The organism is Riemerella columbipharyngis (genome assembly GCF_900101995.1).
Lineage (GTDB): Bacteria > Bacteroidota > Bacteroidia > Flavobacteriales > Weeksellaceae > Riemerella > Riemerella columbipharyngis.
This window is the reverse complement of the sequence record NZ_FNAS01000001.1, coordinates 20,430-47,047: the sequence shown is the minus strand read 5'-3', so window position 1 is coordinate 47,047 and position 26,618 is coordinate 20,430. Positions and strand designations below refer to the sequence as shown.

General features: G+C 38.6%; 21 protein-coding genes and 1 pseudogene. 3 read left to right on the top strand and 19 right to left on the bottom strand.

Annotated elements, in window-relative coordinates; genetic code table 11:
- Positions 1–32: 32 nt before the first annotated feature.
- The 3 genes from BLS89_RS00195 to fumC form a co-directional block, all read right to left on the bottom strand.
- Positions 33–350, bottom strand: coding sequence for a hypothetical protein (locus BLS89_RS00195; RefSeq protein WP_092735498.1), 318 nt, complete (start codon positions 348–350; stop codon positions 33–35).
- Between the two features lie 13 nt (positions 351–363).
- Positions 364–1,044 carry a carbonic anhydrase gene (locus BLS89_RS00190; RefSeq protein ID WP_092735497.1) on the bottom strand — a complete coding sequence of 227 codons (681 nt, stop codon included), beginning with the start codon at positions 1,042–1,044 and terminating at the stop codon, positions 364–366.
- A 734-nt stretch (positions 1,045–1,778) separates the two neighbouring features.
- Positions 1,779–3,170, bottom strand: coding sequence for a class II fumarate hydratase (gene fumC, locus BLS89_RS00185; protein WP_092735496.1), 1,392 nt, complete (start codon positions 3,168–3,170; stop codon positions 1,779–1,781).
- Between the two features lie 191 nt (positions 3,171–3,361).
- Here fumC and BLS89_RS00180 point away from each other — a divergent pair, with 191 nt between their 5' ends.
- Positions 3,362–3,625, top strand: a complete 264-nt coding sequence (locus BLS89_RS00180) for a hypothetical protein (RefSeq protein ID WP_092735495.1) — start codon at positions 3,362–3,364, stop codon at positions 3,623–3,625.
- Between the two features lie 73 nt (positions 3,626–3,698).
- On the opposite strand, the gene BLS89_RS00175 is transcribed toward BLS89_RS00180, so the two are convergent.
- From BLS89_RS00175 to BLS89_RS00130, 11 genes and pseudogenes are all read right to left on the bottom strand, one after another.
- On the bottom strand, positions 3,699–4,781 hold the full coding sequence (locus BLS89_RS00175) for a DUF3810 domain-containing protein (RefSeq protein WP_245688722.1): 1,083 nt from the start codon (positions 4,779–4,781) through the stop codon (positions 3,699–3,701).
- On the bottom strand, positions 4,762–6,237 hold the full coding sequence (locus BLS89_RS00170; RefSeq protein WP_092735493.1) for an MFS transporter: 1,476 nt from the start codon (positions 6,235–6,237) through the stop codon (positions 4,762–4,764). The genes BLS89_RS00175 and BLS89_RS00170 overlap by 20 nt, the downstream gene beginning before the upstream one ends.
- A gap of 134 nt (positions 6,238–6,371) precedes the next feature.
- Positions 6,372–11,039 (bottom strand): DNA polymerase III subunit alpha, encoded by a 4,668-nt coding sequence (dnaE, locus tag BLS89_RS00165; protein WP_092735492.1) that lies wholly within the window; start codon positions 11,037–11,039, stop codon positions 6,372–6,374.
- 78 nt (positions 11,040–11,117) lie between these two features.
- On the bottom strand, positions 11,118–11,330 hold the full coding sequence (locus BLS89_RS00160; protein WP_143017696.1) for a DUF1444 domain-containing protein: 213 nt from the start codon (positions 11,328–11,330) through the stop codon (positions 11,118–11,120).
- Positions 11,331–11,546: 216 nt separating this feature from the next.
- Entirely contained in the window at positions 11,547–11,891 is a 345-nt protein-coding gene (locus BLS89_RS00155) for a hypothetical protein (protein ID WP_092735490.1), read from the bottom strand.
- Between the two features lie 38 nt (positions 11,892–11,929).
- Positions 11,930–12,043 (bottom strand): annotated as a pseudogene (locus tag BLS89_RS11300) (IS1595-like element ISIse1 family transposase); the annotation flags it as partial.
- Positions 12,044–12,510: 467 nt separating this feature from the next.
- On the bottom strand, positions 12,511–13,923 hold the full coding sequence (locus BLS89_RS00150) for an efflux transporter outer membrane subunit (RefSeq protein ID WP_092735732.1): 1,413 nt from the start codon (positions 13,921–13,923) through the stop codon (positions 12,511–12,513).
- A gap of 10 nt (positions 13,924–13,933) precedes the next feature.
- Complete coding sequence (locus BLS89_RS00145; protein WP_092735489.1) at positions 13,934–17,083, bottom strand: efflux RND transporter permease subunit; 3,150 nt, start codon at positions 17,081–17,083, stop codon at positions 13,934–13,936.
- Positions 17,083–18,225 carry an efflux RND transporter periplasmic adaptor subunit gene (locus tag BLS89_RS00140; protein ID WP_092735488.1) on the bottom strand — a complete coding sequence of 381 codons (1,143 nt, stop codon included), beginning with the start codon at positions 18,223–18,225 and terminating at the stop codon, positions 17,083–17,085. Before BLS89_RS00140 ends, BLS89_RS00145 begins: the two co-directional genes overlap by 1 nt.
- Positions 18,222–18,686, bottom strand: a complete 465-nt coding sequence (locus BLS89_RS00135) for a hypothetical protein (protein ID WP_092735487.1) — start codon at positions 18,684–18,686, stop codon at positions 18,222–18,224. The genes BLS89_RS00140 and BLS89_RS00135 overlap by 4 nt, the downstream gene beginning before the upstream one ends.
- 376 nt (positions 18,687–19,062) lie before the next feature.
- Positions 19,063–19,617 (bottom strand): hypothetical protein, encoded by a 555-nt coding sequence (locus tag BLS89_RS00130; RefSeq protein WP_143017695.1) that lies wholly within the window; start codon positions 19,615–19,617, stop codon positions 19,063–19,065.
- 676 nt (positions 19,618–20,293) lie between these two features.
- On the opposite strand from BLS89_RS00130, the gene BLS89_RS10510 reads away from it, so the two are divergent.
- Positions 20,294–20,467, top strand: coding sequence for a hypothetical protein (locus BLS89_RS10510; protein ID WP_176763195.1), 174 nt, complete (start codon positions 20,294–20,296; stop codon positions 20,465–20,467).
- Positions 20,468–20,522: 55 nt separating this feature from the next.
- Here the strand turns inward: BLS89_RS10510 and BLS89_RS00125 are convergent, their stop codons facing one another.
- From BLS89_RS00125 to BLS89_RS00115, 3 genes are all read right to left on the bottom strand, one after another.
- On the bottom strand, positions 20,523–21,230 hold the full coding sequence (locus tag BLS89_RS00125) for a YggS family pyridoxal phosphate-dependent enzyme (protein WP_092735485.1): 708 nt from the start codon (positions 21,228–21,230) through the stop codon (positions 20,523–20,525).
- 53 nt (positions 21,231–21,283) lie between these two features.
- On the bottom strand, positions 21,284–22,843 hold the full coding sequence (locus tag BLS89_RS00120; protein ID WP_092735484.1) for an Rne/Rng family ribonuclease: 1,560 nt from the start codon (positions 22,841–22,843) through the stop codon (positions 21,284–21,286).
- Between the two features lie 227 nt (positions 22,844–23,070).
- Complete coding sequence (locus BLS89_RS00115) at positions 23,071–23,364, bottom strand: HU family DNA-binding protein (RefSeq protein ID WP_092735483.1); 294 nt, start codon at positions 23,362–23,364, stop codon at positions 23,071–23,073.
- Between the two features lie 46 nt (positions 23,365–23,410).
- On the opposite strand from BLS89_RS00115, the gene mutY reads away from it, so the two are divergent.
- Positions 23,411–24,439, top strand: coding sequence for an A/G-specific adenine glycosylase (gene mutY, locus BLS89_RS00110; protein WP_092735482.1), 1,029 nt, complete (start codon positions 23,411–23,413; stop codon positions 24,437–24,439).
- 30 nt (positions 24,440–24,469) lie between these two features.
- Here mutY and mgtE read toward each other — a convergent pair whose 3' ends face one another.
- A complete protein-coding gene (gene mgtE, locus BLS89_RS00105) occupies positions 24,470–25,786 on the bottom strand; it encodes a magnesium transporter (RefSeq protein WP_394330502.1) in 1,317 nt (438 codons plus the stop codon).
- Between the two features lie 134 nt (positions 25,787–25,920).
- On the bottom strand, positions 25,921–26,487 hold the full coding sequence (locus tag BLS89_RS00100; RefSeq protein WP_092735481.1) for a pyruvate decarboxylase: 567 nt from the start codon (positions 26,485–26,487) through the stop codon (positions 25,921–25,923).
- Between the last annotated feature and the right edge of the window lie 131 nt (positions 26,488–26,618).

Here is a 26,618-nt window from a genome sequence, read left to right as displayed (position 1 = left end):
TAATAAAGGCATTCCAGACTTTCTAAAAAAGTCTAAAAAGAAAAAATAATATGAGTAATATAAAACTCCGGAGGAGGCGAAGTAATAGAAAGTATCGGAGACAGATGAGCAGCCTCTTTATAGAAAATAAACTTAGGTAAAGAAAGTTCAAGAACACTGAACAAGTCTTTGACACTCACCATCTCGGGCAGTACTTTTTCCGAAAACGAGAAAGAAACAGAAGAAGAGTTTTCTTCTTCAGAAACGCCAGTATTCAGTACCGGAATATCCCAATGAAAAACCTTAGCAATACTAGGTAAAGCTATAAAGTTTAAAAAGATAATCAATACTAAAATACTTTTCAATTTCATACTAAATGTTTTTTCAGAGATCAGAAGATTTTTTCCTTCTTCTCATCATCCAGTCAGAATCGGTAAGGTCATAGATTTTTTGAATATCTTTTAAAATATTTTCAAAATCAATTTCCAAATCAATTAACCTACCGGTTCTTAGATCAAAAACCCAGCCGTGTACGATGGGAAACTCCTCTATGATATAGCGTTCCTGCACACATGCCATTTTGATGACATTGATACACTGCTCTTGTACATTAAGCTCTACAAGGCGGTCGTAGCGTTTGCCCTCATCTTCAATAGCGTCTAGCTCAACCTGATGAAGACGATACACATCTCTAATCGTTCTAAGCCAAGGATTGAGTAATCTATAATCCTGAGCTGTCATTGCCGATTTTACCCCGCCGCAATTGTAGTGTCCGCAAACAATGATATGCTTCACTTTCAAATGCTCTACGGCATATTGTATCACAGCTGTTGCACTCATATCAAGCGTATTAACCACATTAGCAATATTTCTGTGTACAAATACCTCTCCGGGTTTCAGCCCCATCAACTCCTCCGCACTAGCTCTACTGTCTGAACAGCCGATGTAGAGAAATTCCGGAGTTTGATTTTTAGCTAGATTTTTAAAGAAATCTGCATCTCTTCTCAAGTTCTGCTCTACCCACTTCTTGTTGTTTTCGAAAATTACTTCATACGAATTACTCATAATGTATAAAATTTAAAATTAGTATTATCGTCTGTAGAATTCCCGATTGGTCTTATCCAGAAACAAGACTTTTGCAAATATCGTAATTTAAATTAAACCACTGTTATTTTTAACAAATTTTATAATATATAGCACATTCAACCAACCAATATGACGCATTGATAAAAGAGATCTTTAGGAGTTCTAAAGTTTAAGTTTTTCCTTGGTCTTCGGTTAATTTTATAATTGAACTTTTTTGATATATTCATCATCAAAAGTACTAAATTCTGATGATTTCGGGATGCATTGTCTGACTCATTTATTGCTGTATTCACTCAATCCCCTTTCCCAAGAACTATACGGATGTGTAAAATAAAATTCAAACTGCAACTTTTTTATAATCTTTTGACAATGAACAATCTCAACACCATTATCACAGGTAATGGACTTTACTGAGTCTTTGTAGGGCAGCAGCATATCTATCACAGTTTGTGCCAGTGATTTTGTATTTTTGCCTTATAAAGAATAAACAAACCTTCTATTTCATATGTCGATTTTTATATTTGATTTTAGGTTATTCAACTTATTTTTTAACATTGACAATTCAGAAATATAGACAATTATCATAGAATCTATTTCAAAGTTTATCAACCCTTGTATTTTCAATATCATTTTGAAGAAAAACTCAATAAGAAGAAAAATTGCCAACCTTCTAATTGAGATTGGCAATCCGCTATATTGAGTTTAATCTTACTTTATAAAGAGTTAACCATTTTTTCAGGTCTCACCCACTCATCAAATTGCTCTGCGGTAAGCAGCCCTAAGTTGATGGCTTCCTCTCTTAATGTTGTCCCGTTTTTATGTGCGGTTTTAGCGATTTTAGCTGCATTTTCGTAGCCGATATGCGTATTAAGGGCTGTTACCAGCATTAAAGATTTATCTACCAATTCTTTAATCCTATCATTATTAGGCTCTATCCCTACAGCACAATGGTCATTAAACGAGATACAAGCATCTGCTATAAGTTGTGCAGACTGAAGGAAATTATAAGCCATTACCGGTTTGAAAACATTCAGTTCATAGTTTCCTTGAGTGCCGGCAAAAGAAATCGTCGTATCGTTTCCTAAAACCTGAGCACAAACCATCGTCATCGCTTCATTCTGCGTAGGATTTACTTTACCAGGCATTATAGAAGAACCAGGTTCGTTTTCAGGAATAAAAATTTCTCCGATGCCGGAACGCGGACCGGATGCCATTAAACGAATATCTTGAGCTATTTTATACAAAGATACCGCAAGCTGTTTGAGGGCACCATGTGTTTCTACGATAGCATCGTGTGCAGCAAGTGCTTCAAATTTATTCTCTGCTGTCACGAACGGCATTCCTGTGAATTTTGCAATATACTCTGCTACTTTCACATCATAGCCTTTAGGGGTGTTGAGTCCTGTACCTACCGCCGTTCCGCCTAATGCCAACTGAGAAAGGTGCGGCAATGTGTTTTTAAGTGCTTTTATGCCAAAATCCAGCTGAGCTACATAGCCGGAAAATTCTTGTCCAAGGGTAAGCGGCGTAGCATCCATAAGGTGTGTTCTACCTATTTTTACCACATCTTTGAACTTCTCGGCTTTTTCTTTCAAAGTATCTCTAAGTTTTTCTACCGCAGGAATCGTTACTTCTACCACTTTTTTGTACGCTGCAATGTGCATCGCAGTAGGATAAGTATCGTTAGAACTTTGAGATTTATTCACATCATCATTAGGGTGAATTTCGGACTTTTCGCCCAATTTACCACCATTATTCACATGGGCACGATTAGAAATGACTTCATTCACATTCATATTAGACTGCGTACCGGAACCCGTTTGCCAAATCACAAGCGGAAACTGGTCATCCAGCTTACCCGATAGAATTTCCTCGCATACTTTTGCGATCATATCTCTTTTTTCTGCAGGAAGCACGCCCAAATCAGAGTTGGCATAAGCAGCCGCTTTTTTCAAGTAAGCAAACGCTTCTATGATTTCGTGGGGCATAGAGGCTTCCGGTCCAATTTTGAAATTGTTTCTCGAGCGTTCTGTCTGTGCTCCCCAGAATTTATCTGCAGGAACTTTCACTTCGCCCATCGTGTCTTTTTCAATACGATAATCCATTGTTTATTAAATTTTAATGTTGAATTAAATTTTAGCACTTCAAAGTTAAGAAATATTAGCGAGATGACCACTCTATTTCTCACAAAAGACATCCCTTAATTTATAATGCTTATAAATAACAATTTTATACTTTATTGCTTTGGAGAAATTAAAATTTATCTTAATTTTGTAACATATTAAAAAGTAAAGTCATGTCAGAATTTTGGCCATTTTACCAGTTCCTATGGACTGTATATTTCTTTACCATGATGATGGTAGGTTTTTGGTGTATTATGATGTTCGCTACATTTATTGTTCCGCTTTGGCTCACAGAGGGTCTTTGGGAATACTTTGGAAAAAGTAAACCGTTTGATCCCGAGCAGGTAAGATACAAAAGATTAAACGAAAGAGATGATGTAGAAGTAATCTACCAAAGACCAGAGAGCGAAAGAGGACAACACGCCCATCATCACTAAATATGTGATTGAAACAATTTGTTACTAATAATAGATATTTTTTTCATCATTTGTGTTTTTTAGATCCGTTAATTTATTTTTTCGGATCTTTTTTATTGATCTGTTCATAGCGAATCAGTAAATCTACAAAGTAAGAATAGCTGATGCTGCCGTCCTGCCGGTTGGATTTGAGAAATAAATCATTAGCTTCCGCAAAGAAATCAGCCACTATGCCTTGATGAGATTTGTAAAAATCTTTTTCATAGGCTTCGTCTCTTTTCATTCCCTTACTATACCGGCTGAACACAGAATCCACAAAATCTTTATCATCATAATACAAGTCATTCAAAAGGCTTTTGAGAACAAAATATTCCGTGCTGTATCTAAGAGATATGTTTTCGGAATCTTTCCCTATGAGATATCCTATGAAATTGGCTTCTTCCTCTCGTGCATAGCCTATCTGATGGGCACTTTCGTGAGCTAATGTAAATGGCAGCTGCATCTCCGGCATATTAGGGTTGTATTGTGCTTCGGCTGTAAAAGGATTATAATACCCCAAAATCCCCGTATAATTCATCACAAAAGAATAAAAACTCGGTTTGAAATCCACAAGTTGCGAAGGAGTCTTATTATTTATAAATTTAGGAAGAATTTTCTGCTGCCGAATAATTTCCTCTTGTACTGGTTTAATGTCTTCAATATCAAAAACTCCATTTTTATTTTCCTTTACCAAAAGACGGTCTTTCAAACAGAGATTCAAATATTTTTCCGTCAAAACTTTTTTTTCGTTTGTAGTAAGCGGTGACGCCGAAAGCTTCTCTATAATAGGAGCTTGAAAATACAACATCCCCCAGACTATTTGATACAAAAAATAAAACACATTCAGAAATATCAAAAGCCGTAGTGAAAATTTAGAGCGGGTCTTTTTATGGATAATTTTAATAAGGAAATAAGCTAACATTAGCCCTAAAACAAGATAGCCCAAATCTCCCACAGAAAAAGGCATCCAATAAAAAAACAATTGCTGAATGGGCTTTCTCCATTTGAAAAAAAGCTCAAAACCAAAAACCACCCACTTAGACTTGGATAATATTAGAAATAAAAGAAATTGGACAAGTAATAAACTTGCCCAAAATCTCTTAGTCTTTACGATATATCTAATGTGTGCTTGTACCATCTTCGTGAGATAATACCACCCCTTGTTTCTTGAGAAGTTTAGGGGTAATGAAACCATAGAATCCTAAGTATATAAAGCACAACAAAGGAATTATATAAGAGAAGTGAGTAAAACTAATTCCCATTATCCCATCAGGATGCTGCAAATCCAAATCACAAATTTTCCCTTGTATCAGCGGAAGCACCCCTCCTCCCAAAATCATCATAATAAGGAACGAAGAACCTTTCCCCGTATTCTTGCCAAGTCCGGCAATCGCAAGGTCAAAGATAGACGGCCACATTATAGAACAAAACAATCCTCCCGAAATAAAGAAGTATTTGGCAATCATTTTATCCGGAAAGAATAATCCGCAAAGCATCATTACCACTCCTGAAATACCAAACAGCATAAGCGTCTTGCCTGCATTTTTGCCACCTATCAAACTCATTACAATAAATGCTAAAATCCAAATAGGATAAATGTAAAGAGACGAAATATCATTCCCACTAAAATAGTTTGCTCCTAAAATAATCGCAAAAGCAACAAATGGAACTGTAAATTTCAGTATCATATTTTGCTGATCGGAAATATTGAAGACATTGATACTCCCGTTCCATCTCCCAATCATCAAACTCCCCCAATACAAGGATACAAACGGGGCTATGTAATGCTCTGCCACATTACCAAATTCAGGCGTTTTGAGCAACGCAGGCAGATTACTCACTATGGTAACCTCTGTTCCCACATAGATGAATATCGCAAGCATACCCAGCACCAGCTGTGGGTATTTGAAAATACTGAACTTATCTCCGTCGGTAGATTTTAGCTCTTCTTCTTTTGCAGGGTCTTCTATTTTGGAAAGCATTAGAAAAACCGCTACTACAATAAATGCTACACCCAAGATGATAAACGGCATTTTAACATCGTTTAGATTAAGCTCTCCTGCTTCTCCGGAAACCCTTCCAAATAATGCCAAACCTAATAAAATAGGACCTAAAGTCGTCCCCAATGAATTTATTCCTCCAGCCATCGTAAGACGGTGGGCACCAGTCTCCGGACTACCCATCTTTATCGCAAGTGGATTTGCCACAATCTGCTGTACCGAGAAGCCTAGCCCCACAATGAACAATGCCGTAAGAAATACCCAAAAGCTATGAAAACTCGCTGCCGGAACAAAGAGAAATGCTCCTAATGCCGAAAATACAAGCCCTATGGCTAATGTCTTTTTATACCCGAATTTCTGTAAAATATCGCTGAACAACGATATAACGAAAAAAATAACCGAACCGATAAAGTAAGCCAAATAAAACGCCCACTCTACCAACTGTGCCTGAAACTGTGTCAGAGTAAAACTTTTCTTAAAGACAGGAATGAGAATCGCATTCCCGGAGGCTACAAAGCCCCAAAAGAAAAATACGATAATAAGAGAAACAAACTGAGACCACTTGGTCTGGATTTGTTGTGTAGCATTATTCATTTGATGATTTTTACTTTTATTAAACTGAACAAAAATAGCAAAAACTTACATTCTTTTTAAGCATTTCAAAAAAGTTTATTTTTACACAAAAACAAACCCTGCATGCATTTGATTAACAAACATTTACCACACTTTTAAGACAAGAAAAATTCATATTGTTCTGATTCTTTCATTTCTTTTATTAAATCATTATTGATAAGTATACTGTTGTTTTTAGACATAAGTTCTAAGTTTTTCTCGGTAGGATTTTCAGCCTTGAGGTATATCTTAAGTGCAGACTCACCCTCGTAGTTTTTGATAATTTTCTTTATAAAATCGATGTCTTTCCGTTCTATCCCCCTCGCTTCCATAATTATAGAAATAGATTTAGCATATTTATCAAATACATCTTTTAGATTCAATACCTCAGAAATATTCACATAAACTTGCTCATTTCTAGCACTGAATGAATACTTTATCTTGAACACCACGAAACGCTGAAGCCCCATATACTCCCTAAACTTCATATAATCATTATCACCCAGCCTGAAAGAATACGAGCCCAGATAGTCCTCTAAGGTTACAAAAGCTATTTTATCTCCCGGATTTTTAGTACTATCCTTTACGACATAGTCTGTAATAATCCCTGCTACGGTGTATTCACGCGCATTGGCATTTAGTTTTTTTATCTTCCTATACAGCTCTTTGTCCTCTTTATTGAATAATTCTTTAGGAATATCTGCCAATACTTTGGCTTTGAAATCATCTATTTCATCTAAATTAAGGAATTGGAATTTTCCTCTTGCTTCCACATTTTTTTGTTCCTGCTCTATGATTCCACCGGCAGAGTCTTCGCTTATTTCCAATTCTATATCGGGAATATCCTCATCTGCTATATTTTCATCATTATCGAGGACTTTCGTTTCTTCTAATTCCTCTTGATTTTCCACCGCCGTTTTTTTCAATACGGTCTCTTCGCTCATCAGCCCCTGTAAATATTGAAACTGATAACGAAATTCATCTAATGGATGAGCAGAAATATAAAACCCGATAATCTCCTTTTCCTTATTGAGTTTATGCATATTGATCCACTCTTCGCAAGGTAATATTTTAGGTTTTTCTATCTGGATATCTTCTGCAAAATCTGCAAAAAGAGAGTTTTCTATATCGCTTTTTCCTGCTTGATAGTTTTGTCCGTACTTTAATAGATTTTCTATATTAGTTCTCCCCGCAGTATCAACGGCAAAATACTGCGCCCTATGATAGGTATCCAATTCATCAAAAGCCCCAGCCACCACAAGACTCTCCACTACCCTTTTATTAATCTGTCCGCTGTGTGCCCGCTCGAAAAAATCATAAACATCTTTGAATTTTCCTTTTTTCCTTTCTTCGTTAATGGTTTCACTCGGTCCTTCTCCTATACCCTTTATTGCGCCAAGTCCAAAACGAATTTGTCCTTTATCGTTTACGGAAAATTTGTACTGACTTTCATTGACATCCGGTCCCAAAACATCTACTCCCATAGATTGGCAGTCTTCCATAAACATAGTAATCTGCTTGGTATTGTTAATGTTATTACTCATCACACTCGCCATATACTCTGCGGGGTAGTTTGCTTTCAGGTACGCCGTCTGATAAGCCACCAATGCATAGCAAGTAGAGTGTGATTTATTGAAAGCATATTCTGCAAAGGCTTTCCAGTCGTTCCAAATTTTATTGAGCTTCTCCTCGTCTAAGTTATTTTTCTTACCGCCTTCTATGAATTTAGGGTACATATCGTTCAGCACATTGATTTGCTTTTTACCCATAGCTTTCCTCAATGTATCTGCCTGCCCTTTCGTAAAATTTGCCAACTTTTGGGACAACAGCATTACCTGCTCCTGATACACGGTAATACCATAAGTTTCCTTCAGGTACTCTTCTGTTTCGGGCAAGTCGTAAACGATTTCCTCTAAGCCATGCTTACGCTTGATAAAGTTCGGTATATATTTAATAGGTCCCGGGCGGTAGAGTGCGTTCATTGCAATAAGATCTGCAAAGACCGTCGGTTTCAGCTCACGCATATATTTCTGCATACCAACACTTTCGTACTGGAATATCCCTATCGTTCTCCCTTCCTTGAATAATTGGTAAGTCTTGGCATCGTCCAGTGGAATTTCATCAGGGTTAATGTCAATGCCGTGGCGTTCTTTGATAAGTTTAAGCGCATCTTTGATAATCGTCAAAGTACGAAGTCCTAAAAAGTCCATTTTCAGCAATCCCGCACTCTCTGCCACAGAATTGTCAAATTGAGATACCAAAATATTGGCATCCTTAGCCGCAATAGTGATAGGCACGAGATTAGAAATATCTTCCGGCGTGATAATAACACCACAAGCGTGTATCCCTGTGTTTCTGATACAGCCCTCCATTTTTTTCGCAGAATCCAATACCTCAAAGCGTCCGTCTTGGGGATTACTCAAAATAGATTTCATCTCATCTACGAGTTCCTTTTCTTCATCTTTCAATTTATCGTACTTGGATAAAGCCTTAGCAATATTCATTCCTGGCGTAGAAGGGACTAATTTTGCAATATTATTGGTCTCAGGAATCGGCACATCCAGAACCCGCCCTGCATCTTTTATCGCAGATTTCCCCCCAAGTATAGAGTAGGTAATAATCTGAGCCACATTACTTTTACCATATTTCTCTATTACCCATTTGATAATTTTGTCCCTTCCCTCATCATCAAAGTCAATATCTATATCGGGCATTGATATCCTCTCTGGATTGAGAAAACGCTCAAAAAGTAAGTCATACTTGATAGGATCTACATTGGTAATCCCAATACAAAACGCTACCGCAGAACCCGCTGCAGAACCACGTCCGGGACCTACCCAAACACCCATTTTCCGAGCTTCGTTGCAAAAATCTTGAACAATGAGGAAATAGCCTGGATATCCCGTTTTGGCAATAATATCCAATTCAAAATCCAAACGCTCCCTTATCTCGTCTGTGATTTCATCATAGCGTACCGCAGCACCTTCATAGGTGAGATGACGCAGATAGGCATTCTCTCCCCTTTTACCACCATCCAGCTTATCTTCCTCGCTTTGGAACTGCTCCGGAATATCAAACTTAGGCAGAAGTACATCTCTTTTCAATTTATAAGCCTCAAACTTAGAAAGCAATTCGGTATAAGCCTCAAAGGCATCCGGATATTGCTTAAACGCTTCCTTGAGCTCTTCTTTATCTTTAATATAAAACTCCTTTGTCTGTAACCCTCTTCTTTTACCAAAACCCTTTCCCACAGGAGTTGAAACTTTCTCTCCATCCTTTATGCAATAGAGTATATCTTGTATTTTGGAGTCATCTTTATTGGTATAAAATGTTTCGTTTTGGGCAATGATTTTCACATCGTACTTATCGGCAAAAGACAGCAATACTTCGTTTAAATACTCTTCCTCCTGCAAGTGGTGATTTTGAATCTGAACATAAAAATCTTCTCCGAACTCATCTTTCCACCATTTGAAAACCTCCTCTCCTTTTTTCTCTCCGAGGTTAAGTATTGTATCTGGTATATCCCCCAATACGCCCGAGCTCATTGCGATTACGCCTTCTTTGTACCTTGAAATCATCTCTCGGGAAACCCTCGGCACTCCGAAGTAAAAACCATTGACATACCCCAAACTCGATAATTTGGCAAGATTTCGGTAGCCTTTAATATTCTTAGCCAAAAGAACCATATTCGTTCTTCTGTCAGGGTCTTCTTTCGTAAATTGCTTTTGCTCCGGTCTATCGGAAATATAAAATTCACAGCCGAGAATCGGCATTAGCTTTTGCAACTGAGGTACAGGTTCGCCAAATTCTATACCTTCCTCCTCTGCTTTTTTCTTTCTTTCTTCATAATCTTTCAGTTCCTTATCTACTCCGGTATTGTATTTATCTACTTCGGCAATAAACTTGAAAGCTCCCATCATATTCCCCAAATCCACCATTCCTACTGCCGGAAAACGATTAGTTTTAGCCTTATTGATCAAATCCGAAATAGACGAAGTCGCTTGTAATGAAGAAAATACACTGTGATTATGAAAATTAAAATAATCCCCTAATTCTATCTCCCTAAAATCTCGGAAATGCGTTTTTCCTTTCTGCTTGTTAAAATTCTCTACCTGCCGTCTAATTACTATAGCAAAAGGCTTGATAGGATCGGTATGTAAATTTTGGAAATGCACTAACTGCTCCTCCGTCAGTTTCAAATCTTCTGCAGGAATGATGCCAATACGCATCATTTCAAAAAACGCTTGAGCTGTGGCATTGACATCGGCAGCAGAGTTGTGAGCTTCATCAAAGGTTGTCCCAAATAGTTTTTCGTAAAGCTCACCTAGCTTCGGACTTTTATATCTGCCATTCTTGCCTCCGCTGAGCTTGCAGTAATCCGTTCCCGTAACCATAGTATCCACCACAGGAATTTCTGCTAATGTATCCGAAATATTTTTACGATAAAACTCCGCTCCTACGATATTATAATCAAAATTGATATTATGTCCTACGCAGACTTTAGTCTTTTTTAGCACTTCAGAAAATTCCGCAAGTACCTCTGCTAAATCTCGCCCTTCTTTGTTTGCCATCTCCGTCGTTATCCCATGTATGCGAACCGCATTGTAGGGGATATCATAGCCTTCGGGCTTAATGATATAATCCTGATTTTCAATAAGATTACCTTCCTCATTGTGAAGCTGCCAAGAAATCTGCACCATCCTCGGCCAATTCTCTGAATCTGAGACTGGTGCATTAGAATTAATGGGGACTCCTGTCGTTTCGGTATCAAAAATGAGGTACATACTGCTAAAATTTTGATGGTAAATTTAAGTAAAAAAATTGATATCAGAGGGAGATATCGTTTTTACTTCCCTACAACCTTATTCCAATATCTGAAATATTCCGCTCCTAAACACGAATAAACTGTCGGTAATAATATGAGCTCCTGTTTCAAAAATATCAGCTGCTATTTTTCTCATTTTTACCAAGTTCTCTGTATCCTCAGAACCCGTAACCAATAAAACATCTCTGGCAGGAATTCCTACTACAATATCTCCTTTTACATCAAAATGTTCCTTACTCCAAATATCCAATAATATCAAACTTGATTCAAAATTTCCATCAAATATTAACTGATAAAGACCTTCATCCCCATCTCTTTAGATATTTTCAAGATTAAGCAGATTCTCAAGAGATTTTTCTCTCAACTCATCTATCGAAATGCCTAAGTCTTCGAAATCAGATTTATATAAAAATTTGATCGCATTTGGTAAATTAACCATATAAAAAACAAATAAGACATCATTTATTTATTCAAATAAGGCCTCTTCCTTAAAATCTGGATTTAATTTTATATTTTCTTGCAAATAGTTAATACCTCGAATAGCAGGGATGATATTTTCAACACTTATCGAATTGTTTTGAATCGAATAATCCTCAAGAGCATTGGAATATTTTTCCAGAATTTCAGTCAGTTCCTCTGGAGAACTTTGATACTCTGAATAAACATTATGTAAAAATTGCTTGATTTGAAAATCGTCATTCAAACTAATTTCCATCTCCAAACCTGAGTGGAATAACAATTCTGCTTGAGGGATTTTCTTTTGAACCATCTCAAAATAAACGACTCCAAATGTTTGTTCATCCAATTTCATTGACTTTTCATTTATAGTAAATATATGATTTAAAATATTTAAGGGAGATTATTTTGTATTGATTTACATAGACAAAGATACAAATTTTTATCCCTATTGTTGTACCTAAATTCATATTCTTTTAAATAGTAATAAAACTTATGCTCATGAATAATAATCACATTTTATTTCTCTTTTTCCATTCACTCGCTTGGTTCCAAAATAGCTTTCATCAAGCTCAATTTCCGCTTTTCCCAAAAGTGAATTTATTTCTCTTTATTTTGCAATGTATCCTCTGATTTTATCAAAAATTTTGTCCCACCTTATGTCCTGATTTTGCACAGCATAATGTCTTTTGCTTTATTAAACTATTTTGATAAAACGTAAACACATCCCAAAAGTCTAAATAGAAGCTTGGCTAAAAGCTCATTCCTCTAAAAAATCAATTATATCATAATCCATGATTAAATGCATTGCAATAGATGCTCAATCTGCTTTTTTATCCGAATCCCCCCTGAAATCGGCTTATGTAAAAATATAGTGATTTTAAATGTATCGAGATATGTTTTGTATTTTTTATAAAAAAAGCCCCGACACACATTGTCAAGGCTTTATTTTACACATTCAAAAAACAACACCGTTACCTCCAGCCGCCGCCTAAGGCTTTGTACAGTTGTACACCTGCTTCGAGTTTGTTGTATTGGGCATTGGCGATGTTCATTTTGGCGTTCAGGCTGCTGACATCTGCATTCAGCACATCGAGGTAGTTTGCCATTCCGTAGGTCATCAGCTCTTTGGAATATTCCGCCGCTTTGGCATAGGCTTCCAATTCTTGCTCTTTATAATGAATGAATTGATCTTGTTCGGTATATGATTTCAGAGCATCGGAAACTTCCTTTCCTGCCGTCAAAACGGTTTTTCGGAACTGCAAATATGCCTTTTCCTTGTTTGCCAAACTTATTTCATAGTTTGTTCGCATTTGTCTTTTGTTGAGGATAGGCTGTGCCAGTCCTGCCACCACATTAGCAAAGAGCGATTTTACGCTGAAAAGATGGTCTATATCCACAGACTGCAAACCTCCGCTATCCGTCAGCCTCAAAGACGGATAGAAATCTGCTTTAGCGACGTTGGATAGTTCAAAAGCGTTCATCAGTGCATATTCTGCCTGTTTCACATCGGGGCGGTTGTCCAGAAGACTTACAGGGTATCCCAAATCGGGATTGAGGTTCAGCTGTTGCTGTGCCAGCGTGCTTCGCTCTATTTTGTGCGACGGCTCACCCATTAGCAGGGTTATGAAATTTTCCAGCTGCGTCATCTGTATGTCCAAATTTATCAGCAAGGCTTGGGCATTATACACCAATGCCTGGCTTTGCTGTACGGCGACTTCTGTCAGTGTGCCGGCATCTTTCAAGGCTTTGGTTGTTTCGAGGTTTTTTTGGCGGATGACAATCGTTTCCTCTATGATTTTTTTCTGCTCGTCAAACGCAAGAAGTTGGTAGTATGCCGTAGCGATAGAGGTCACCAAAGTGCTTTTTACCGCCTGATGTGCCGCTACCGTTCCCAAATACGACGCGTATTGGGCTTTCTTCTGTGCCGTGATTTTACCCCAGATATCCGCTTCCCAGCCGACACTCGCCGTAATGTCGAGCTGGTTGATAAAACGGCGTTCTCCAAAAATCTGCCCCATCTGCGTATTGACAGAGGAGGTACTAAAAGTATAGCCCGACGACACCATCATCGTAGGCAGATATGCCGCTTTAGCTTGTTTGAGATAAGCCTCTGCCACAGCGATATTTTGCACCGCCATACGGATATCGAGGTTGTTTTCAAGGGCTTTTGAGATATAGCCCTGAAGCACAGGGTCTGTAAATATTTCTTTCCACGAAACAGATGCCGTGCTTACGCTGTCTTTCGGCAGCATATCCGTTCTGTAAAGGCGTTCGGGAATGAGGTCTTTCGGTCTTTCGTATTTTTGCTGCATTATCATGCAAGACGATAAGAAAAATACGAGAATAGCGTATCCTAAAAATAATTTTATATGCGTTTTTTTCATAATTTTGATATTATTCAGCGGATTCGTTTTGGGGTTTAAAGGGAATGATTTTCTCTTGCAATACCTGAAAAACAACGTACAAAATCGGAATGACCAACAAGCCCAAGAAAGTTCCCACGAACAATCCCGAAGCCGCACCCGTAGCGATAGAGCGGTTGCCCACAGCACCGATGCCCGAAGCAAATACCAGCGGCAGCAATCCGAAGATAAAGGCAAAAGAAGTCATCAAGATAGGTCTAAGCCTTGCTTTGGCGGCATTGATAGCACTCATTACAATCGTTTCGCCGTGCCGTCTCCGCTGGATGGCAAATTCCACAATCAAGATGGCATTTTTGGCGAGCAAGCCCACAAGCATTATCAGAGCAATTTGGAAATAAATATTATTTTCCAATCCGAAAAGCCATTGACCCAGATAAGCCCCCATTACCCCTACCGGAAGCGATAAAATCACCGACAGCGGCAGGATATAGCTCTCGTATTGGGCACAGAGAATGAAATACACAAATATCAGACTTAAGGCAAAAATCAGCACGGTTTGCGAGCCGGAAGACAATTCCTCTTTGGAAAGCCCCGTAAACTCTACGGCATAATTTTCCCCCAGAGAAGTATTTGCCGCCTGCTGCACCGCCGCTATGGCATCGCCCGTACTATATGCGGCTGAATTGGCACCGCTTATCCTTACGGAATTGAACAAGTTGTATCGCGTTACCGACTGCGGTCCATAGGCTTTTTCCAATTTAATGAATTGCGAAACAGGCGTCATATCGCCGTTGGCGGTTTTTACATAAAGTCTGCTGACACTTTCAATCGAAGAACGGTCCGAAGGCAAAGCCTGAACCATTACCCTGAACTGTTTTCCGTACTTGGTAAAATCCGCCGCATACACGCCTCCGATATAGCCTTGCAGCGTACTTAGAATATTGCTTACCGAAACGCCCATTCGCTTTGCCAGAGGCACATCTATGGACAGCTGGTACTGCGGATATTGGGTATTGAAAGAAGTCTGCGCATATTGAATTTCGGGGCGGGAAGACAATTTTCCGAGGAAATCCTGCACCGCTTTGTCCAGATTGGCATAGCTGCCGCCGCTTTTGTCCAAGAATACGGCATCAAAACCCGAACTCATTCCGTAGCCCGGCACAGAGGACGGTTCAAAGAAAATCGCTTTGGCATCTCTAAGCTCGGGCATAGAGGCGGCTATTCCGAATAATTTCCCGATAATGCCGGCAGAGCTTTCATCGGACGTTCTTTCGTCGAATGGTTTTAGTTTAAGGAACGCCATTCCGTTGTTGCTCCCCGAGCCGGAAATAAATCCCCTGCCCGTAATAATGGTAACACTCTCCACTCCCGGAAGTTTCTCGGCGGCTTTCTGCCAAACCTTCATTGCGGCAAAAGTCCTTTCCATAGAGGCACCCGGCGGCAATTGCAAATCGGCAAACACCACTCCTCGGTCTTCAGACGGCACAAAGCCTTTTTTCATATTGTTGTTCGCAAAATACAACACAGCAACCGAACCCAGCAGAATAACGGCAGTTACCCATTTGTGGCGGATGAGGAAGACAAACGCCTTGCCATACCTTTCGGTCATTCTTTTGAAGGCAATGTTGAAATTATGGAAAAATAGTCCGATAAAAGTTTTCTTCTCGTCTCCGGCATCGTCGTAATGGGCATTTTTGAGCAAGAGTGAACACAAAACAGGGCTCAGCGTAAGGGCATTCACCGCCGAAATCAAAATAGCGACAATCAGCGTAATCCCAAACTGCTGGTAAAATACGCCCGTAGGCCCTGTGATAAAGGTTACGGGGATAAACACCGCAGCCATCACCAAAGTAATGGAAATAATGGCGGTTGTAATTTCGTCCATCGCCTTAATCGTTGCCTTCTTAGCATCTGATATGCCCGTTTCCATTTTGGCGTGCACGGCTTCCACCACCACGATGGCATCGTCCACCACAATCCCAATCGCCAGCACCAAAGCGAACAGCGTGAGCAAGTTGAGGGAATACCCAAAAAGATTGAGGAAAAAGAAAGTTCCCACAATAGACACCGGTACGGCAATGGCAGGGATAAGCGTAGAGCGAAAATCTTGTAAGAAGAAATACACCACGATGAACACGAGGATAAACGCCTCGAAAAGCGTGCTTTCTACCTTGCTGATGGAAGCATCCAAAAACTCGTTAGAGTCAAAGTTGATGCTGTATTTTACGCCTTGCGGCAAATCTTTTTCCGCGTTTTTCAGATAAGTTTTAATGTTGTTGATGATATCTTGGGCGTTGGAACCCGGGGTTTGGTTAATCCCCATACTCACCGCCTGATAGTCGCCCGCCTGTGCCAGACCGTTGTAGGAAATGGCATCCAACTGTATTTTCGCCACATCTTTCAACAATAAATCCTGACCGTTGGACAGAGATTTCAGCACTATGTTTTCGTACTGGCTCACATCGTTGTATTTCCCTATGTATTTGATAATGTATTCAAAGGACTTGCCGTCGTTTTGCCCCACGGAACCCGTGGCGGCTTCCAAGCTCTGCTCGTTGATGGCGGCGTTCACTTCGGCAGGCGTTAAGCCGTAAGCCTGTAATTTTTCGGGCTTCAGCCAAATACGCATCGCATAGTTTTTACCCCCGAAAATATTGGCATCGCCCACGCCGTAAATCCTTTTGATGCCGGGTACAATGTTAATGTTCAGATAGTTGGAAAGGTAAACATCGTTAATGTTTTTGTCTGTGGAATAAAAGGTCAAAAACATCAAGAAGTTGGACTGCTGCTTTTGGGTAACCACGCCCGAACGCGTAACCTCGCTGGGCAACAGCGGCGTAGCTCTGGAAACGCGGTTTTGCACATTTACTGCCGCCACATCGGGGTCTATGCCCTGCTTGAAAAATACTTGTATCTGCGCCGAACCGTCATTGGTGGCAGAGGAAGTGATATAGTCCATACCTTCCACACCGTTGATTTGCTCTTCGAGGGGAATAACCACGCTTTTCATCACCACTTCCGCATTGGCGCCGGTATAGTTTGCCGTCACATTTACTGTAGGCGGTGCAATGTCGGGGTACTGCGTAACGGGCAGCAACCTCAGCCCTAAAAGCCCCAAAATAACGATAACAATGGATATTACGGTAGAGAGGACGGGGCTGTTTATGAAGTTTTTAATCATTAGAAAATCGGTTTAATGGATTGAGTTAAGCTATCGATTTGAACTTTTTTGGGAACGATTTTAGTATCGTTTCTCAGCGAGTTGGTACCTGTGGCAACCACCATATCGCCCGCTTTCAGGCCACTTTCCACGATTGCCATATTGCCTATTCTGGCTTTCACGGTAATTACGGTGCTCTGCGTTTTACCGTCCGCCACTTTGTACACATAGACAATTCCCTGCTGCTCGAATGTAGCGCTTTCCGGTACTACCAATACATTGTCGTAATATTGTGGAATGCGGATATTTCCGCTGTTGCCGTTGCTCAAAAGATTCTGCGGATTGGCAAATCCCGCACGAAACTGAATGGTTCCCGTACCGGAATTAATCTGCCCTGTTACGGTTTCTATTTTTCCTTTTTCGGGGTAAATCTGCCCGTTGGCAAGCTGCAAATCTACCATAGGCAGGTTTTTTATTTTCTCGGATAAAGCGACACCAGGGCTTTTTTCCAAAAAGTCAAAATATTCTTTTTCGTTCATTCCGAAATAGGCATAAACATTTTTCGTGTCGGAAATGGTCGTCAGCGGCGTTTGGTCTGAAGGTCCCACGAGGCTTCCGGCTTTCAAGGGCAGGCTTCCCACAACCCCCGAAATAGGGGCACGCACTACGGAATAATCCACATTCGCCTGCATTCCTTTGTAATTCGCCTGTGCCTGTTGCAGCTGGGCTTTTGCCATAGCAAGGTTTGCCTCGGCGGTTTGCAAAGACACCTTACTGATGATGCCTTTTTCCACAAGGGGTTTTAATTTATTAACCTCCACCTGCGCCGTTTGCACAGAGGCTCTGGCGGCTGCTACGGACGCTTTGGCAGCATCGGCATTCTCGGTCAATACATTGGTTTCCAGCCGGAACAGCGGCTGCCCTTTCGTTACGCGCTGCCCTTCGTCCACCAAAACCTGAGTGATATAGCCCTGAATCTTTGCCCTTACATCATTATTAACAATCCCCCGAATAGAGGCAGGATAGGCGGTATATCCCGTGAGGTCTCTCGCCGCCACTTCCACTACCGGAAAAGTGGCAGGGGGCGCATCTTGTTTCTGCTCTTTGTTGTTGCAAGATAATAACGCTACGCTTGCTGCAGTTATGATAATGATATTTTTCATTCTTGAGATAATTTTTTAAGTGATTGTTCTATATTCTGCTTATTTTTACTTAACATTTCTATGTAAATACTGCATTTATGTTTGGTTTTATAATTATTTTTCTTTTGAAAATCTATCAAAGCCGTAGCTAAAATTTCCTCTTCTTTTATTCTATCGAGGATTTCCTGAAATCTGATTTCAAGAAAATTTTCATTAATGACAAAATATCTTTTCCGCTCATCGATTTTATTGATATCGCGTATAAATTTATTTGATATAAGTATATTCAGGCTGGTAGAAACAGAGCTTTTACTAGCACTTAACCCACAGACCATATCATCGAAGGACAACCCTTTTCTCTCAAAATCAAACACCAATAATGCATAAATCTTTGATGCCAAAGGAGGAAGACCAAATACTTTACAGTAAAATCCAACCATACGACTGTACAATTGTTCATCTATTTCAAAAGGTAAATTCATTATTCATTTAATTTCTGCGTGCAAAAATAACAAAAAGTTCTGAACAAAACGAACAAAATATTTTTCACTTTACCTTAGAGCTTTTTTAGAAACAAAAAATATCGTAAAACACTATAAAATCTATTAAAACTTCTGCTGCTTCGGGTGACTGACGCCTATATTTTGGCGAAAAGTGTCGGTATTAAAAAGAACAGTATAAAAATTTGAGCCGGACCGCAGATGGCAGAAAAATGGTAAAAAACTTGTGCAAAACAGATAGAAAAGAAAAACCCTCTCAGCTTTGTAGTTAGAGTTATTTTAAAAACAAGCGAGAGGGCTTTATTGTATTTTTTTACAGTTCTTTATGGCGAACCGCTTCTATTGACGGCAGTGATTTTTAATAATCAAATTTAGCCAATGTTCCATCTAAATTATACGAAAATTTGAAATCAGTCCCCCCTTGTTTGGGTTCTATTATAATATAATATTGAGCATGGCTAAAGTCTCCGTCATCAGGTGCACTAAAAGAAACCATTTTCACATTAACCTCCTTTATGTTCTTTTCGGATATTACTTTTTGCTTGGCTTCATCAACCAATTTACCCAAAAGCTCCATATTCATTGTCTTATCAAGTTGGAACATAAAATCTTCGGCTTTGCTTCCTTCCGAAACCTCCAAAGTAACATCCGCATTTTGTTTCCATACTCCATTCAATTTCATCCATTCAGCCATTTTTAGAGAGGACGGATTATCTGTTTCTGTTACCGACACAATAGTTGCGTTTTTATCATTAGCAATAGTAAAACTGGTATAGTAAGCATCTTTACCGAATTTTTTGATTAGTTCTTCTTTGAGTTCTTTGAAAGACTCCGAATCTTGATAACCTTTATTTAAAAAGTTACAAGACCATAGTACTGTGGCTGCTAATAAGCCCAAAAAGATTTTTTTCATTTTATTAGATTTTAAGTTAATTCCCGTTTTTAAGCAAGTATTTAACACAACACTTTGAATTATGAACAAAGATATGTTTTTTTTTGTTACAAACAAAATAATTTATAATTTTACTGATAAATAATACTTTTTGTAACTTCCAATGATTGATTTACCCATTCTTACCCACCCATCACATTAACAGCACAAGAATACTCCAAAGAAAATGAATGCATAATAAAAAGCGCCTATTCTTTTTGTACAATTTGCATAACACCAAAACACTCGCCAAAATATATAACTCCATAGTACCGTAATAGACCGGCTCTTACCACAAAGGGCGATGATATACTTCAATATCTGTTCTTTGCATTAGGTTTTCCGTGTCAAACCAATTGCTCATCCACGAAAATAGCAACAAAAAAAAATGATTTGTAAAAATCCGTATGCTGCTATGTACTTAAAGCGTTTCGAAATTTTCATACTTACAATCTTTTTCAAGATAATTCAGGGCGTATTCTCATTAAATACATAGACAAATGCATAAAAAACTTCTGCTCTACATTTGGGCGGAAAGCAGCGGTATTAAACAAGTTTTTTTCAATGTAAGCGGCAATGCTGAGGTGTGAGACCATATCGGAGATTTCTGCGTTACTTTTGTATCAAAATCATTTATTCCGTTTCAATCCGCACAAAGTTGGATTCATGGTTTTTGGATTCACCACCGCATTGGGACAAACAGCAGAACTTACCGGCAAAAGTCTTTGACATCCGCAAGGTTGAAAAATACATCTGCCACTTCTCTGATGGCGATTTAGCCTTCGATAGTTTGGATTTTTTCTTAGATAATACCGTATTAACAAAAGCGTAAAACCATTTTCTATCCCCCATCTATTAACCCACCATAGATGAAAGTAAAATCATTATCAATATTGTCTTTCCCCAAAAATCGCCGAACCTACGCGGATCATCGTGGCCCCTTCTTCTACAGCGATTTCCAAATCACCACTCATTCCCATAGAAAGCTCGTCCATACAGACCCCCTCTATCCCCTCTGCCACGATTTCATTTTTAAGATTTTTCAAAAGCCTGAAACATGCTCTTACCTCGTCCTCGTTATCGGTGAGTTTGCCTATGGTCATCAGTCCTTTTACTTTTATATTTTTAAGTTTTGAAACTTCTTTCACAAAACCCAAAGCCTTTTCCGGCCCTATCCCGAATTTGCTCTCTTCCAAAGAGGTATTCACTTGCACCAAAACATTCATACTCCGATTATCCGTTTCCAAACGAGACTGAAGTTTTTGGGCTAAATCTATCCTGTCCAAAGACTGAATGAAAGAAACATTGTAACGGAGTAAATCCTTGATTTTATTGGTCTGTAAATGCCCTATAAAATGGGTTTCGTGCGGAATTTTCTCTAAAGCGGCATACTTATCCCTTACCTCCTGCACCTTGTTCTCCCCTATCAGCGGATAGCCACAGCCTATGGCATAGCTTATCTTATCCGGCGATACGGTCTTGGTGACCAACAAAAGTTTTATTTCCTCTGCACGCCTTGCAGATTTTTCACAAGCCAAAGTAATTCTCTTATTGATTTCGGCTATATTTTGTTTTATATATTCAAAGTTGTTCATTTTGTTTTTTAATAAAAAAAATTCGCCTAAATATAAGACGAATTTATTTGAGATTAATTTGAAAAACTTACAAGTTCTTCTTTTTTTGCGTTATATACTTTGTATTCAAGGTATTTGAACGAATCCCTTGGCACTATGGTTACCCATTTTTTATATTTAAGATACCATTTGGTCTGTATGCTCATCAGTCCTTTGGTGAGATATGCCTCTACAAAGGGGTGTACATGCAAGTACAATTTTCCGTGTTCTTTTTGCATCAAGGTACGGAGTACCTCTGTCATTCTTTCCACAATCACGATAGGAGCTAAAATCTCTCCATCTTTATTAGGATTTTCCTCTTTCGTTTCTATTACTTTTGCCGGTCTTACGCGTTGTCTTGTAATTTGTATAAGACCAAATTTACTTGGTGGTAAAATTTTATGGCGGGCTTTATCTCTACTCATTTCACTGCGTAGATGCTCGTAGAGTTCTCTACGATGAGCCGCATCACTCATATCTATAAAATCTACCACGATGATGCCTCCCATATCTCGCAATCTCAGCTGGCGGGCTATTTCCGTAGCTGCCATTTTATTGACATTGAGAGCGTGAGCTTTATCTGCGTGCCCTCCGGCAGAGATATTGTTTCCGGAATTCACATCTATCACATGGAGTGCCTCTGTATGCTCTATCACGAGATAAGCACCTTTGGAACTCGGAATATTGACATGCTTGCCAAAACTCTGTTTCAGCTGTTTCTCTACGTTGTAATATTCCAACAGTGGTGTATGGTGGTCGTAAAACTGGACGATATTTTTTCTCTCCGGTGCTATTACTTCCAAGTAATGCTCCATATCTCTCACCATAGCCTCATCATCGCAAATAATGCTGACAAAATCTGCATTAAAGTTATCTCTAAGTATGGCAGATGCCTTATCCTCCTCACTTAGGATTTTTGACGGTATTTTATTCTCTCTGATGTTCTGAAAACAAGTCTCCCATTTTTTCACCAGCTGGTTCATATCATTGTGTAGCTCTGCTACCTTCTTGCCCTCGGCTACAGTTCTGATGATTGCTCCGAAACCTTCGGGTTTAATGCTTTCTATTAAAGTTCTGAGTCTTTCTTTCTCTTTAGTATCTTTTATTTTTTTTGATATAGAAACCTTTTGGTCAAATGGAATGAGTACGAGAAAACGCCCTGTGAGGGATAGCTGCGTAGAGATTCTCGGTCCCTTGGTAGATATTGGCTCTTTTGTTATCTGTAACAATACCGTATCCCCCTTCGAAAGTACCTTTTCTACTGCACCATTTTTATCTATAGTTTTTTCAATAGGGTAATTTTTCAGGCTAGATTCCGTTTTCTTTTTAGTCAGAATTTCTTTGAGAAGTTTTTGATAAGTCAAAAACTGAGGCCCCATATCTTGGTAGTGCAAAAAAGCATCTTTTCCCCGCCCTATACTTACAAAAGCGGCATTTAGATTGGGTGCTAATTTTTTTATCTTGCCTAAAAATATATCTCCTACAGCTAAATCATTTTCATCTACTTCTTCGTGAAGTTCAAATAACCTTCCGTCTTCAATTAATGCAATTTTAGAAGCACCATCTTCGTGGGATATTAAAAGTTCTTTCTTCATATTTCTAAAATTATATTAACTTAAACAAAAATATAGCTGATGCTTTTTTTCAAAAATAAAAACATCAACTATATTCTTTATGTAATAACAGAGAGAAAAGATTACTTCTTTTTCTTGTGTCTGTTAAGTCTTCTTCTTTTCTTTCTTTTGTGGGTTGCCACCTTGTGTCTTTTTCTTTTTTTTCCGCTAGGCATAGTTATACTTTTTATTCGTTAATAATCAATTAATTAGTCCTTTACCGGAACTTTCACTTTTACCTTCTCTGTAAATGACTTAGATGGTTTGAAAGCTGGAATATTGTGAGCAGGAATTTCTATAGCTGTATTTTTAGAAATATTCCTACCTGTTTTGGCTGCACGAGTTTTGATAATAAACGAGCCAAAACCTCTTAAATAGACATTATCGCCATTGCACATAGACAGCCTGATTTCTTGCATAAAAGCCTCAATAATCTGCTGAGTCTCATTTTTCTCTGTCCCAAGTTTACTTGATATGGTATTTACCAATTCTGCTTTTGTCATTTTGTATTTTGTTTTTATTTTTGGACTGCAAATATATAACTAATTTTTGAAAGATAACAAACAAAATATTGATTTTCTAATCATTGGCATAAAAATAATCCGTTGGTACAAACTAAACGGGCGTAAACTCCCTTGGCGGAATACTAAAAATCCTTACTTTATTTGGATTTCCGAGATTATTTTACAACAAACTCAAGTACGGCAAGGCTGGGAACATTATCTTAGATTTACAGAGAGATTTCCAGACATAAAAACTTTAGCCAAAGCCCATACAGACGAGGTTTTACTCTACTGGAAAGGATTAGGTTATTACTCCAGAGCTATCAACCTACATAAAGCTGCCCAACAAATTATGAACAATTTCGGAGGGATATTTCCCTCATCTTATAAAGAAATTTTAGCACTAAAAGGCGTGGGTAAATATACCGCCGCTGCCGTTAGTAGTATTTGCTTTAATGAGAAAAAGCCGGCTGTAGATGGCAACTTCTATCGGGTATTTTCAAGAGTTTTTGCAGATGATTTTGATATTTCAAACTCTAAGGCTTTTGAATATTTTTCAAACTTGGCTTTGATGACTATGCCCCAAAACAATTGTGGGGATTTCAATCAAGGGATAATGGATATCGGTTCAGAGATATGCAAGCCCAAAAATCCGTCTTGCGAGGTTTGCCCCATCGCCGAACATTGTTTGGCTTTCAGTACCGGTACCTCTCTATCGTTCCCCGTGAAAACAAAGAAAATCAAAATACAAAATTTATCTCTTACTTATTTTTTCATTTTTTACGATAATCAATTTTTGGTACAGCAACGGGACAAAACTTCTATCTGGAAAAAACTCTTTGAATTCCCTACAAAAATAGATCAGGAGTTATTATCCTATCAAACCAACGAGCAACGCATTAAGCACAAACTTACTCATAAAAACTTAGAAATCACCATCAAAATCATCAAACCAAATAAAGCAGAAATATTCCTTAAAGCTGCAAAAAACTATATTATAATGGATACCGCTAAAGCCCACCTACATTCCTTCCCAAAACCTCTGCAAAATTTCTATGAGCAATTTTTCAAGTAATTTTTTTATTATCCTTAATAATAATTATTCCTATAAAAGCGTGCCAGACAAAAACATTCCTGCTATGGTAAAGTAAATAACCAAACCCGTAACATCTACCAAAGTAGCTACAAAAGGGGCTGAAGAGGTCGCTGGGTCAAGATTGAAAGCTTTAAGCACAAAAGGAATCATAGAGCCACTAAGAGCCCCCCACATTACAATGAGAATAAGCGAACAAGCTACGCTTAAAGATACCAAAACCCAATGCTCTCCATAATTAAACAACCCTGTTTTTTGCCAAATCATTATTCTCACAAACCCTATCACTCCGAGAATGGCACCTAAGAAAAAACCAGAAACAATCTCTTTCCTCATCACATACCACCAATCTTTTAATGTAACCTCTCTAAGTGCCATTGCACGAATAATCAGAGTAGCCGCCTGAGAACCAGAGTTCCCTCCCGACGAAATAATCAACGGGACAAAAAGAGCTAGTACCACTGCTTTCTGGATTTCTCTATCGTAATAGCCCATTGCCGAGGCCGTAAGCATCTCTGAAACAAAGAGAATGATAAGCCAAGTTGCTCTTTTCTTAATCATCTCTGTCCAGCTTGTCTGGGTATAAGGTAAATCTAATGCTTCCAGCCCCCCGAATTTCTGAATATCCTCTGTATTCTGCTGTTCTATCTGATCTACAATATCATCTATAGTTACAATCCCTACCAAAACACCGGTCTCCGTAACGATAGGCAGTGCAGAACGGTCATATTTCTCAAAATACTCCACGGCGTCTTCTTTGGGGGTCATAGTAGGAATCGCCACGAAGTGATTGTCACAGATCTCTGATATTTTTTGTTCCTCATCCGCCAGCAAGAGTGTCCCTATCGTGATATCGTCTATCAATTTTTGATGTTCGTCCACTACATAGAGAAAGTTCATCGTCTCTACTTTTCTCCCTATTTTTTTGATGTGCTGGAGACAATGCTTTACGGTCCAATATTTTTTTACCTGTATATAGTAGGGCGTCATTAGTCTAGCAATAGAGTCCGGCGGATACCCCAAAAGCTCCATAGCAACTTTCCTTTCTTCGGGTTTCAGTAGGTTAATGGAATATTTTATCAGTTCATCCGGAAAATCCTCCAATAGCTGCGTACGGTCGTCCGGCGTCATTGCATTCAGCAGTTCTGCTACCTCGTGGTTTCCTATACTACGAATAGTCTCCTCTTGGAAATCACTATCCATATGTGCAAAAACTTCCGTCTTTTGATTTTTGGGAAGTTTCAGAAAAGTCATTAATCTTTCTTTGGAAGGAAGTTCGCTTAGCATTTCTGCCACATCAGCCGGATTGAACACTACATTTTCTGCCACAACTATTACTTTTTTAATGTCACAAAAATAAGACAAAATATCCAAAAACTAAGAGCGTGATTAAAAATAATCAAAAGTACACCGTCTCTTCAATTTTATTTTACTCAAAGTAGAGTAATATATCAGCCAAAATACTAATACGGCGTATTGAGCTTATGGTGTTTTATTTCTTTTAACATTTTTCTCAAAGCACCTTCTGTACCTATTTTTACAGAATTTTCGGCAGTACCGAGCAGTCTTGCATTACCTTTATAAGTATCATAGGAGGTTTCTATGACAAAGTCGCCGTTAGCATTATACAACTTAACACTTACAACTACCTGATTAGAAAAAACATACTTCCCTATCCCTACTTTGAAATATTTTACTTTGGGAACCAGTACTACCTGTGCATCATTATTCTGGCATATTTCCTTTATATAATTCACATCTATACTGTCAAAAGACATTGTAGTATTGATATTCACTACTTGTATTCTAGTGTTTTCTTTGGCAAAATTAGATGCTGCAGAAGAAAAAGCCATATCCGTAGGACGATGAATCTCCGGTATATCCGGAAAAACATCCGGATTAAAAAACACAGCCTTAGTAACCTTCTTTATATGAGCGGCTTTATTCAAATATTTCAGCTTGTTGCCCAACGCGGCACAACTCGCTACCGATAAAGCAACCAATCCGATAAAAAGTATATTTTTTTTCATTCATTTGTTTGGTGCAAAGTTATGGATTTTTTCAGTTTTCAATTACTTACATCTCATTTTTTAGAAAAAAATCAATAAAAGTTATACAAAAAAAAGCCTTGTAGCTTTCAAATTAAAAACTACAAGGCAAC

What these genes read in the sequence shown, in the direction of transcription:
- BLS89_RS00195 (WP_092735498.1), bottom strand. Translation starts at nt 350, where the DNA reads ATGAAATTGAAAAGTATTTTAGTATTGATTATCTTTTTAAACTTTATA.
- BLS89_RS00190 (WP_092735497.1), bottom strand. Translation starts at nt 1,044, where the DNA reads ATGAGTAATTCGTATGAAGTAATTTTCGAAAACAACAAGAAGTGGGTA.
- fumC (WP_092735496.1), bottom strand. Translation starts at nt 3,170, where the DNA reads ATGGATTATCGTATTGAAAAAGACACGATGGGCGAAGTGAAAGTTCCT.
- BLS89_RS00180 (WP_092735495.1), top strand. Translation starts at nt 3,362, where the DNA reads ATGTCAGAATTTTGGCCATTTTACCAGTTCCTATGGACTGTATATTTC.
- BLS89_RS00175 (WP_245688722.1), bottom strand. Translation starts at nt 4,781, where the DNA reads ATGGTACAAGCACACATTAGATATATCGTAAAGACTAAGAGATTTTGG.
- BLS89_RS00170 (WP_092735493.1), bottom strand. Translation starts at nt 6,237, where the DNA reads ATGAATAATGCTACACAACAAATCCAGACCAAGTGGTCTCAGTTTGTT.
- dnaE (WP_092735492.1), bottom strand. Translation starts at nt 11,039, where the DNA reads ATGTACCTCATTTTTGATACCGAAACGACAGGAGTCCCCATTAATTCT.
- BLS89_RS00155 (WP_092735490.1), bottom strand. Translation starts at nt 11,891, where the DNA reads ATGAAATTGGATGAACAAACATTTGGAGTCGTTTATTTTGAGATGGTT.
- BLS89_RS00150 (WP_092735732.1), bottom strand. Translation starts at nt 13,923, where the DNA reads ATGAAAAAAACGCATATAAAATTATTTTTAGGATACGCTATTCTCGTA.
- BLS89_RS00145 (WP_092735489.1), bottom strand. Translation starts at nt 17,083, where the DNA reads ATGATTAAAAACTTCATAAACAGCCCCGTCCTCTCTACCGTAATATCC.
- BLS89_RS00140 (WP_092735488.1), bottom strand. Translation starts at nt 18,225, where the DNA reads ATGAAAAATATCATTATCATAACTGCAGCAAGCGTAGCGTTATTATCT.
- BLS89_RS00135 (WP_092735487.1), bottom strand. Translation starts at nt 18,686, where the DNA reads ATGAATTTACCTTTTGAAATAGATGAACAATTGTACAGTCGTATGGTT.
- BLS89_RS00130 (WP_143017695.1), bottom strand. Translation starts at nt 19,617, where the DNA reads ATGAAAAAAATCTTTTTGGGCTTATTAGCAGCCACAGTACTATGGTCT.
- BLS89_RS00125 (WP_092735485.1), bottom strand. Translation starts at nt 21,230, where the DNA reads ATGAACAACTTTGAATATATAAAACAAAATATAGCCGAAATCAATAAG.
- BLS89_RS00120 (WP_092735484.1), bottom strand. Translation starts at nt 22,843, where the DNA reads ATGAAGAAAGAACTTTTAATATCCCACGAAGATGGTGCTTCTAAAATT.
- BLS89_RS00115 (WP_092735483.1), bottom strand. Translation starts at nt 23,364, where the DNA reads ATGACAAAAGCAGAATTGGTAAATACCATATCAAGTAAACTTGGGACA.
- BLS89_RS00100 (WP_092735481.1), bottom strand. Translation starts at nt 26,487, where the DNA reads ATGAAAAAAAATATACTTTTTATCGGATTGGTTGCTTTATCGGTAGCG.